Source organism: Phyllobacterium sp. YR531 (assembly GCF_000282595.1).
GTDB lineage: Bacteria > Pseudomonadota > Alphaproteobacteria > Rhizobiales > Rhizobiaceae > Phyllobacterium.
This window is the reverse complement of the sequence record NZ_AKIZ01000015.1, coordinates 192,914-203,241: the sequence shown is the minus strand read 5'-3', so window position 1 is coordinate 203,241 and position 10,328 is coordinate 192,914. Positions and strand designations below refer to the sequence as shown.

Genomic DNA, 10,328 nt, shown 5'->3' with positions numbered 1-10,328 from the left:
CAGTGATGCTGACTGACTGGCGTCAGCGTAATGTAAGCTTTTTCTCCGCCCTGCAAGTGCAGCGCAATGTGATGTTCATGATTTTGACGTTGATTGTTCTGGTGGCGGCTCTGAACATCATCTCCGGGCTGATCATGCTGGTGAAGGACAAGGGTCGGGATATCGCCATTCTTCGCACAATGGGTGCCACACGAAATTCAATCCTGCGCATATTCCTGATGACCGGAGCGGCTATCGGTGTGACCGGCACGATTGCGGGTGTGATCTTGGGCGTTCTTGTTTGCCTGAACGTCGAACGCATCCGCCAATTCTTCTCCTGGTTATCCGGCACTACTCTGTTTGACCCGAAGCTTTATTTTCTCAGCACCCTGCCCGCCAGAATGGATTTCAATGAAACTTTTTTGGTCATTATGATGGCGCTTGTCTTGTCGTTTCTGGCAACGCTTCTCCCAGCTTGGCGTGCAGCCAAACTCGATCCTGTTGAAGCTCTGAGGTATGAATAACCTCAACTAATGGCAACTTGTCGCTTAGCTATAACCAGATTCGTTTGCACGCTAGTCGGTTGTATTCTCAGGTGGGTCGCTTAAATTTGTAATTAGGATCATTCTTCGGCTGATGAATCTTTTCAACTAGAAAAATCATTCACATCCATGTTGATTGGCAGATAGACTTTTTGTGCTATCGTCAAACGAGATAACGACCAACTCAAGCCAGCACCAGTTGCGTGCACAGCCAGATGCGGGATATCAAGATGATCACTTTCAAACTCAATGGTCAGCAACGGACTTTCGATGGAGATCCCGATACTCCGTTGCTTTGGGTCCTACGCGACTTCGAAAAACTCACCGGCACGAAATACGGGTGCGGCATAGCCCAATGCGGGGCATGCACCGTTCATCTCGATGGCATGACCCGACGCAGTTGCATTACACCGATTGCAACTGTTGATGGATCAGAAGTTGTCACGATTGAGGGCATCGAAGGCAAGGAGGCCGAAGCCGTCCAGAAAGCCTGGGTAGCAATTGATGTGCCGCAATGCGGCTATTGTCAGTCCGGGCAGATCATGTCGGCTGTATCCCTGCTTCAGATGACACCAAAGCCGAGCGATGATGATATCGATGGTGCGATGGCAGGCAATATCTGCCGCTGTGCCACCTACCAGCGCATCCGGCAGGCAATCCACGACGCTGCCGATACGATGGAGGGTTGATCCCATGACCGTACATTCAATCAAAAGCACACGTCGTTCATTTCTGGCTGGCGCAGGACTCGTCATCGGCTTTACCCTTGCGCCAAGAATGTTTTCAGCCCGCGCGATGCAGGGTGTTCAGGCGGGTGGCGATACCGCATTGTCGCCGATGAATGCCTTCGTCAAGATTGGCGCGGATGATACCGTGACTGTCCTGTCAAAACATATTGAGTTCGGTCAGGGACCGTTTACCGGGCTTGCCACGATTGTGGCGGAAGAGCTTGACGCTGATTGGAGCCAGATGCGGGCTGTCCACTCTCCGGCAGATGACAAAGTCTATGCCAATCTCGCTTTTGGCTTGCAAGGTACAGGCGGTTCCACGTCGATTGCAAATTCCTATGAGCAGTTGCGAAAGGCTGGTGCTACCGCACGTGCCATGCTGGTCGCTGCAGCGGCAGAGGAGTGGAAGGTTCCTGCAAGCGAGATCACAGTTGAGAAAGGCCGCATAAAACATGCTGCTACGTCCAAGGAAAGTGGTTTTGGTGCATTCGCCAGCAAAGCCGCCACCAAGACACCTCCCGCTGAACCCAGGCTGAAGGACCCCAAAGATTTTATCCTCATTGGACAAGAGCTTCCTAAGCTCGATACGGTCAGCAAAACGAATGGCAAGGCTGTATTTACGCTCGACGTGACCGCCGACAACATGCTGTATGCCACGGTGGCTCATCCGGATCATTTTGGAGCCACGGTAAAATCATTTGACGATTTGCAAGCCCGAAAAGTTCAGGGCGTCGTTGATGTCAGGCAAATTCCCCAAGGTGTGGCGGTATACGCGGAAAATACTTTTGCGGCGCTCAAGGGTCGTGCTGCGCTTGAAATCGAATGGGATCTTACCAAGGCTGAAACCCGATCCAGCGATCAGTTGACGGCTGATTATGAAAAGCTCTTTGCCGAAAAGGGTCTTGCCGCGACCAATAATGGCGACGTTGAAAAGGCTTTCTCCGGCAATGGCGTGCAGAGCATTGAAGCAGTGCTTGCTTTCCCCTTCCTTGCCCACGCCCCGATGGAGCCGCTGGATGCGGTATTCGTCAAGGCTGTTGATGGTTCTGTAGATATCTATACTGGAGCGCAGTTTCCGGGAATGGATAAGAGCACCGCTGCGAAGGTTCTTGGACTGGATCCGGAAAAAGTTCGGGTTAATACCCAAATCACTGGCGGGAGTTTCGGGCGGAAAGCCCAGTTTGGCTCACCTTACATGCAGGAAGCTGCGGCAGTCTTTGCGGCGACTGATGGCAACCGCCCTCTCAAACATATGTGGACGCGTGAAGACGATATTCGTGGCGGCTACTACCGGCCCATGTATGTGCACAAGATGCGCGGTGCCGTAGATGCCGATGGCAAGATTGTCGGCTGGGATCAGTCTATCGTTGGTCAGTCCATTATGGCCAAGGCGGATCTCGATGAAACTTCTGTCGAAGGTGCATCCAACCTGCCCTATGACATTCCCAACCTGCGGGTCATTTCGCATAACACCACACTGGTGGTGCCGCCACTATGGTGGCGCTCGGTCGGCCATACCCATACCGGGTTTGCTGTAGAGACATTTGTGGATGAACTGCTTGAAAAAGTTGGCAAGGATCCCGTCGAAGGGCGTCTTGCCCTGCTGTCCAAGGAACCTCGGCATATCGCGACACTGAAGAAGGTTGCCGAGATGGCAAATTGGGGTTCTCCTGTCCCTGAAGGACGTCAGCGGGGTGTAGCCGTCGTCAAAAGCTTCGGTAGCTATGTTGCTCAGATTGTCGAAGTATCAGTGAGTAACGAAGGCTCGCCTCGCGTTCACAAAGTTTGGTGCGCTGTTGACTGCGGTATCGCGATCAATCCCAATGTTATCAAAGCCCAGATGGAGGGTGGTATAGGTTATGGTCTGGGCGCTGTCCTGTTCGATGCAGTTACGCTTGGACCGGGTGGCAAGATCATCCAGTCGAACTTCCACGACTATCGTTCCTTGCGCATCAATGAAATGCCGGCTGTTGAAGTTGCCGTTATACCCTCCGGCGAACCGCCGACCGGCGTAGGAGAACCCGGCGTCCCGCCTATTGGTCCTGCTGTGGCCAATGCATGGCGACGGCTGACCAACAGTCCAGTTCGGCGCTTGCCGATTGTCAATGTTCTTTCCGCTTAAGGGGACGCAGGATGATACGGAATATCACGTTCACCTCGATATCAGTGTGCCTCGTTCTCAATGCGGTAATCGCTGCTTCCAATATTTCATGGGCGCAGGACAAGGTTGCGGCCAAGGCTGTCGAACTTAAGCCGGTATCGACGTTCCAGTCTATCACTGATGAAAAGCAGCGTTCGGTTGCACTTTTTGAAGAGGCCGGAAAAGTTATCCAGCATCCGCGCTGCGTCAATTGCCATCCTGCAACTGACCGGCCGCTGCAGAACCTCACCATGCATCCGCATCAACCGCCTGTTACCCGCGGTGACGGTGGCATGGGCGTTCCGGGCATGATGTGCACCACCTGCCATGGTTCAGAAAATGTCCCGGTGATCGGGCAGGCGGAAACCATTAAAAGCATTCCCGGCAATCCCAATTGGCATCTGGCACCAATCGAAATGGCCTGGGAAGGCAAATCACTGGGTGCAATCTGTGCGCAGATAAAGGACCACGAGCGGAATGGCGGTAAATCGATCGATCAAATCGTCGAGCATATGGGTCAGGATCATCTGGTCGGTTGGGCATGGAACCCGGGCGAAGGTCGCGAACCGGCTCCTGGCACTCAAAAAGCGTTTGGCGAATTGATCAAAGCATGGGCGCAGACTGGGGCAGCCTGTCCGTCATAGGCAAATCAATTACAATTCAGTTTGACTTGCCTCTTGATCAAGAAGACCTCCTGCTGCGATGATCGCTTCAGGTGTATCAACGTCGCGGATGGCTGCATTCCCTATATCTACCTCAATTGTATCGCCTTTGGATTTGTCCATGATTTGCCGGGCTCCAAAATCACCGTTCAAAGCAATTACCCTCTCGTAAAATGTTGAGGGTAAAATAACGGGATGGCCGGGACTGCTTCCGGATACTGCGCGGACAATGGACCTGCCGTTGTTTTCCCGAAAGACTGCGATCAGCCTGTTCAGATGCTCAGTTTCCAGTTTCGGCATATCGGCAAGCATTATGATGGCACCAGCTGCGGATTTTACGTGTGATCCTGAAAAGCCAGCCACGATAGAGCTGCCAATGCCGACAGAAAAATTCGGATTGTGCACAATATGCGCGCCCATGCCGTCAATGGAGTTTTCGATATCGTCGCGCCGGTAACCTGTGACAACCGTAACGGATGATGACCTGCTTGCCATTGCGATTGAAACTGTTCGTCTGATTAGCGGTACGCCGTCAAATTTGGCCAGCAATTTGTGACCGTGATCACGCATTCTGGTTGCGCGGCCCGCAGCAAGTATAATTGCTGCGACAGTGATACTGGATGGATTCATAATTCACTCTATCGCAAAAAATCTTCCGTATCAGTCGAAAAGGTAATTCTGCGATCTACGAGTTGGCAGCGCGCTTTTGCCTGCCGAAATTTCACTCGCGTCCGGACCAAGGCACCAGCCAGCGTTCAAGCCGTCTGAGCCCGACTTCAAGAATGAACGCGATAATGGCAATCGTGAATATGCCCATGATCACAACATCGGTTACAAGAAACTGCGCAGCCGACTGGATCATGAATCCTAATCCGCGCGTAGCCGCTACAAGTTCGGCAGCAACAAGTGTCGTCCATCCCGTACCCAGCGCAATGCGCAATCCGGTAAGAATTGAGGGAGTGGCGCTGGGCAGAATGACATTCAGCACCAGTTGGATGTTGCTGGCGCCGAGCGTTTTCGCGGCATTGATACGATCATGCGATACGCCCCTCACCCCTGAGGCAGTGGAAATGGCAATAGGTGCCAGCATGGCAATCGCGATAACAAGTATTTTTGAGGGCTCGCCTATACCGAACCATATAATCACCAGAGGCAGATAGGCTAGCGGCGGAATTGGTCTCAAGAATTCGAGTATCGGATCAAAAATGCCTCGTCCGATCCTGCTGATACCAATGGCGATACCGACAGGAATTGCCACCAGCAACGAAAAGAACAAGGCAGCAAACACCCGTAGAAGGCTTGCGCTCAAATGCTGCCATAGGGTGGCGTCAACAAAACCTGAGGTGGCTACTGTGTAGAATTTCCAAAGTACAGCCAAAGGCGATGGGAGGAATACGGGAGATACAAGCCTGAAATAGGCAACAAGTGTCCACGCGATGAAAAACAGTGCTATCGTGCCAAGGCTGATTGAACGCGTACTCCACAGATGACCCGCTTTTGTGCGGCGCCCTGGTGAAGCTGCCGGTTCTCCACGCAGCTCAGCAATATCGCGCTGGGTTTCAACGGAGAGCGTCACACGGTCTCTCCTTCAAAAATCGAGTCCTCGATGTCCGCCCGAGCCAGAGCGAATGCGGGATCGGCCTTGATTGATCGCACCGTTTCACCTTCGACATAACGTCGCCCAAAGCCTGTTTCTATCTCGCGGATAATGCGTCCCGGTCCCGGTGCAAGTACGACAATCCTTGTTGCAAGCAGCAAGGCCTCGTCGATCCCGTGTGTGACCATGAGAGCACCGACTTTGCTTTGAGCCCATATGTCGAGAAGCAATGTCTGCATGCGCTCCCTCGTCAATGCATCAAGGGCACCCAAAGGTTCATCCATAAGCAGGAACGCCGGTTGTGCCGCCAATGCACGCGCAAGTCCGACCCGTTGCCGCATGCCACCTGATAGTTGCCAGATTTGCTTGTCCCCGAATCCATCAAGCTTGACCAGACCAAGCAACCGATCGGCCATCTCCCCGCGATCTTTACGGGAAACACCGCGCAGCTTGAGGGCAAACGCAACATTCTCACGAGCGTTGAGCCAAGGAAACAGGGCATCATTCTGAAACACCAGCGCGCGATCAGCGCTGGGCCCTGTTATTGTCTCTCCATCGATGCGGACCCTGCCATCCGTAGGCTTCAACAGTCCGGCGACCACATTGAGCAGCGTCGTCTTTCCGCAACCGGAGCGGCCGACGAGAACGACGAATTCACCCGATTTCACGTAAGTAGACGCTCGGGTCAAAGCCGGCCTTTGCTGACCGGGATAATAAACCGAGATATCTTCAACGGCGAGATGAGGCATGATTACCCGATTGACCAGTTGCCCGTCTTATCAATTCGAAACGGCTGCCTCTTTGACATATTTTGTCGTGACATAATTGCTGTAGTCGGGCAGCACAGCGTCCACCTTGCCTTGTTCCTTAAGGAACTCCGATGTTGCTGCGATAGCCTTTACGGTGTCGGCTCCAAGGAGTTTGTCTGATGCCTGCTCTGCCAAATTCGGAAAAACGTAACCCTTGAGCAGTGCTGGCACCTCGTCCTGTTTCGCTCCTGTCAGGCGGCTGATCTTTTCAGCTTGTGGTGATGAAGCGGACCAGGATTCCGGCTTTGCCAGATATTCGGCATATGCCTGCCCGGTCGTCTTGACGAAATCGCGCACCGCATCCGGATGCTTTTCGGCAAATTCGGTCCGGACAATCCACGCGTCAAACGTTGGTGCACCCCATTCTGCCACTTTGGCAGAATCCACGATGATGGTGCCGCTTGTGCGTATTTGCCCAAGGGCGGGGTCCCACACATAGGCAGCATCGATATCACCACGCTCCCAGGCTGCGGCAATTTCCGGCGGGCGCAGATTGAGGATCTCGACAGTCTTCGGGTCAACTTTCTCATGCTTCAAAGCCGCCAGCAGGCTGTAATGGGTTGTAGAGACAAATGGCACAGCCACTTTCTTTCCAGCCAAGTCAGTGATTTTCGAAACACCTGAGCCATTGCGGGCAACCAACGCTTCGGATTCGCCGATGAGACCGACCACCAGAATGGTCTGAATTGGCAACTCACGGCTGGCAGCGGCTGCAAGCGGACTGGACCCGACATATCCGATGTCGACCGAACCCGACGCTACGGCTGTGATGACATCGGCACCGGAATCAAACTTTCGCCAATCAATTTTTGCTCCGGTGGCTTTCTCATAGGTGCCATCAGCCTGCGGTACTTTTGATGGCTCTACCACAGTTTGATAGCCAATCGTAAATTGGAGATCTTCGGCACGAGCGGACCCGAATCCTCCAACAACCAGCATGACGGTGCTTGCAAGAAACAATTGGCGACGATTTAGCATTGAGAGAAAATCCTAGTTGAAATCTGCCGTCAATTTTCGCCATCCCAATCGGATTGTAGAGATATGTTCTGCCAACTTTAGGCAAAAGGCGGGAATTTAATTCCCGCCCGCATGGTGAAAAGCTTGTGCCACTTGAGCGCGAACTTGTCTCAACCGGTGCGTGCCGAAAGTTCTTCTCCGGCTTTTACAATGGCGGGTAATCCAAGGTTCGCACGGAATCCGCCCTCCAGATATTCCTCATCAATGAGGAAGCGTTTGCGCAACTCCGGCAGGAGACCGTTTAACAGTAAATCCTCCTGATCCGGGTTTCCCAGACCGTGAAGGGAAATAACATCCAGCGCATTGGCACGGAAACGTTCTTCCAGAGCATCAGCAAGTTGTACAGGCGTGCCAGCAAGTGACCAGTGGCCGGTTTCCTGTGCTTGAATGATCAATTCGCGCAGGGTCAGACCGCTCTGAGCATAGCGACGAAATATTTCGACCCGCCCGCGGCGTCTGTTGACACTTTCCACATCGGGAAGCAATCCTTCGGGAAGAGGCTCATCAAGCCGTAGTTCAGACAGATCAAGATCGCCGCCAAGCATATCAGCCAACTTCAAGCGGCCTTGTTCGTAATCAATCTTCTCATGCTTTTCCCGAACCCGGCGTGCAACATCCGCTTCGCTTTCTCCGATAACTGCATGGAATGAATTCATTATCAGTGGAAGATTATGGCCACGGCCAAAGGCGCGGGCCTGGCGCCGAAGTTCACCAGAAAAGCTGATGGCCGCTTCGAGTGTTGGCTGGGACGTGTAGACCACTTCAGCGTAGCGCGCACCCAATGTGACGCCTTCCGTAGATTGACCTGCCTGAAATTGCACGGGCCTTCCCTGCGGCGGCGTCGGCACGTTCAGTGGGCCTTGCACCTGAAAATGCTCACCAGCGTAATCGATCCGGTGCAGTTTGGCCGGATCAACGCCGATTGATCCATTTGGATTTCTGAAAGCTGCCCGTTCATCATTGGCGTCAAAAAGTGCGTTAATCACTTCAATGAATTCCGTGGCGCGTGCATAGCGCTTTGCCGGGTCCGGCAATGTATCACCGCCGAAGTTCTCTTCGCCCACCGAAGATGTAACAGCGTTCCATGCTGCCCGCCCGCCGCTCGCGTGATCCAGTGTCCCGATCAGTCGTGCCAGATTGTAGGGATGGTGATAGGTTGTCGAGACTGTAGCGACAAGACCAATATGCGATGTCACCTGACTTAAGGCGGCAAGTGCAACAATCGGTTCTTGTGTGCCGGTCGTGCCTGCCAAGCCAGCCGGATCTATATGCAGCAGGTCGGCGGTAAAAAGACCGGTAATCTTTTCTGCTTCCGCTTTGCGGGCCAATTCAACGGCACGGCGTGGACCTGTGGTGGCGTCAATGTCATTGCTGGCAAAAGCGAAATTTCCGGCACCCACAAGAGTTTTCAAACGGCGTGGACGTAGGGCGGTCATGACGATACTCCTTGGATAATATGGTTTGGCTCAAAGTGTGCTCAGCTAGCGCGAGCGATTACTTCTTCAGGAAAATCCGCATAACGATTGACGGGGAACGGCAAACCCAGATGCTCGCGGAGCGTGGAACCTGCGTAATCCTCACGGAACAATCCGCGCGCCTGCAGCAGGGGAACAACATTGTCGACAAAATCGTCGAATGCCGTTGGTGTACCACCTCTCACAATGAATCCATCCGTCGCTCCGGCTTCAAACCATTGCTGGAGTCCGTCAGCCACTGTTTCAGCTGTGCCAAGAAATGATGGCAGCGGCGTAGCGGCCTGCAGGGCGACTTGGCGCAGTGTGAGGCCATTTTCTTGGGCATTGCGTTTGATGGTGTCAGTGGTACTGCGGAAACTATTCTGACCAAGGTCACCAATATCCGGAAATGCCTCGTCCAGTGGATGCTGCGAGAAATCATGGTGCTCGAAATAACGTCCGAGGTAATCAAGCGCATTATCGATTGTCACCAGCTCGGCTGTTTCCCAATATCTGCGTTCTGCATCTTCCTGCGTTTCACCAACGATCACGCTGATGCCCTGAAAGAGCAGCAGACTATCTTCGCGGCGTCCGTTTTCGAGCAGCCGTTTTTTGACATCGCGGTAGAAGTCCCGTGCAAGCTCTATAGTTTCCTGCCGGGTATAAATTGCATCGGCTTCTGCGGCTGCAAGCCATTTGCCATCTTCTGATGCGCCAGCCTGAAAGACTATGGGACGGCCTTGCAGCGAGCGCCCCACATTCAGCGGACCTTCAACTGAAAAATATTCGCCGCGATGATTGAGCGTATGGAGCTTGTTGGGATCGAAGAAAACACCGGATTCCTTGTCACGCACGAATGCATCATCTTCCCAGGAATCCCAAAGACCTTTTGTGACTTCCAAAAACTCCTTGGCAATACGATAGCGCTTGCCGTGCTCGGGATGTTCGCTGCGGGAGAAATTCTTGGCCGAGCCTTCCAGCGGAGATGTGACGACATTCCACCCGGCCCTGCCATCACTCACATGATCAAGACTTGAGAACTGGCGGGCCACCGTAAAGGGATCGCTGTAGGAGGTGGAAAGTGTAGCGACCAATCCAATATTTGAAGTCACGGCCGCCAGCCCGGACAACAATGTCAAAGGCTCGAAGCGGTTAAGGAAATGGGGAATGGATTTGTGGTTGATGTACAGACCATCAGCGACGAACAGGAAGTCAAACTTGCCGACTTCTGCCTTGGCGGCGAGTTCCTTGCAATATTTGAAATTGATACTCGCATCCGCGACCGCATCCTTGTGACGCCACGCTGCCATATTGCCGGATGCACCCTGAATGATCGCTCCAAGCTTTATCTGCCTGCCACTCTGGGCTTTTCTTTCATTAATCATCTACGAGCTTCCTTT

At 53.2% G+C, this 10,328-nt stretch carries 10 protein-coding genes; 4 read left to right on the top strand and 6 right to left on the bottom strand.

Annotated features, from left to right (window positions below; genetic code table 11):
• The 4 genes from PMI41_RS07115 to PMI41_RS07100 form a co-directional block, all read left to right on the top strand.
• Positions 1–503: FtsX-like permease family protein (locus tag PMI41_RS07115; protein ID WP_040853997.1), on the top strand; the 503-nt coding region annotated here is incomplete at its 5' end.
• 248 nt (positions 504–751) lie between these two features.
• Positions 752–1,210 carry a (2Fe-2S)-binding protein gene (locus PMI41_RS07110; protein ID WP_008123220.1) on the top strand — a complete coding sequence of 153 codons (459 nt, stop codon included), beginning with the start codon at positions 752–754 and terminating at the stop codon, positions 1,208–1,210.
• A 4-nt stretch (positions 1,211–1,214) separates the two neighbouring features.
• Positions 1,215–3,371 (top strand): xanthine dehydrogenase family protein molybdopterin-binding subunit, encoded by a 2,157-nt coding sequence (locus tag PMI41_RS07105; RefSeq protein WP_008123218.1) that lies wholly within the window; start codon positions 1,215–1,217, stop codon positions 3,369–3,371.
• An 11-nt stretch (positions 3,372–3,382) separates the two neighbouring features.
• Positions 3,383–4,033: a hypothetical protein gene (locus PMI41_RS07100; protein ID WP_008123216.1), complete on the top strand. Its 651-nt coding sequence runs from the start codon at positions 3,383–3,385 to the stop codon at positions 4,031–4,033.
• A 9-nt stretch (positions 4,034–4,042) separates the two neighbouring features.
• Here the strand turns inward: PMI41_RS07100 and PMI41_RS07095 are convergent, their stop codons facing one another.
• The 6 genes from PMI41_RS07095 to PMI41_RS07070 all read right to left on the bottom strand — a co-directional run bounded on the left by PMI41_RS07095 (position 4,043) and on the right by PMI41_RS07070 (position 10,313).
• Positions 4,043–4,681 (bottom strand): nucleotidyltransferase family protein, encoded by a 639-nt coding sequence (locus tag PMI41_RS07095; RefSeq protein ID WP_008123214.1) that lies wholly within the window; start codon positions 4,679–4,681, stop codon positions 4,043–4,045.
• Positions 4,682–4,772: 91 nt separating this feature from the next.
• A complete protein-coding gene (locus PMI41_RS07090; protein ID WP_244423914.1) occupies positions 4,773–5,588 on the bottom strand; it encodes an ABC transporter permease subunit in 816 nt (271 codons plus the stop codon).
• Positions 5,589–5,623: 35 nt separating this feature from the next.
• Complete coding sequence (locus PMI41_RS07085; RefSeq protein WP_008123211.1) at positions 5,624–6,397, bottom strand: taurine ABC transporter ATP-binding protein; 774 nt, start codon at positions 6,395–6,397, stop codon at positions 5,624–5,626.
• Between the two features lie 30 nt (positions 6,398–6,427).
• Positions 6,428–7,396, bottom strand: a complete 969-nt coding sequence (gene tauA, locus PMI41_RS07080) for a taurine ABC transporter substrate-binding protein (protein WP_244423913.1) — start codon at positions 7,394–7,396, stop codon at positions 6,428–6,430.
• Positions 7,397–7,584: 188 nt separating this feature from the next.
• Positions 7,585–8,910 carry an NtaA/DmoA family FMN-dependent monooxygenase gene (locus PMI41_RS07075; protein ID WP_008123209.1) on the bottom strand — a complete coding sequence of 442 codons (1,326 nt, stop codon included), beginning with the start codon at positions 8,908–8,910 and terminating at the stop codon, positions 7,585–7,587.
• Between the two features lie 41 nt (positions 8,911–8,951).
• Positions 8,952–10,313, bottom strand: a complete 1,362-nt coding sequence (locus tag PMI41_RS07070; protein WP_008123208.1) for an LLM class flavin-dependent oxidoreductase — start codon at positions 10,311–10,313, stop codon at positions 8,952–8,954.
• Positions 10,314–10,328 lie beyond the last annotated feature (15 nt).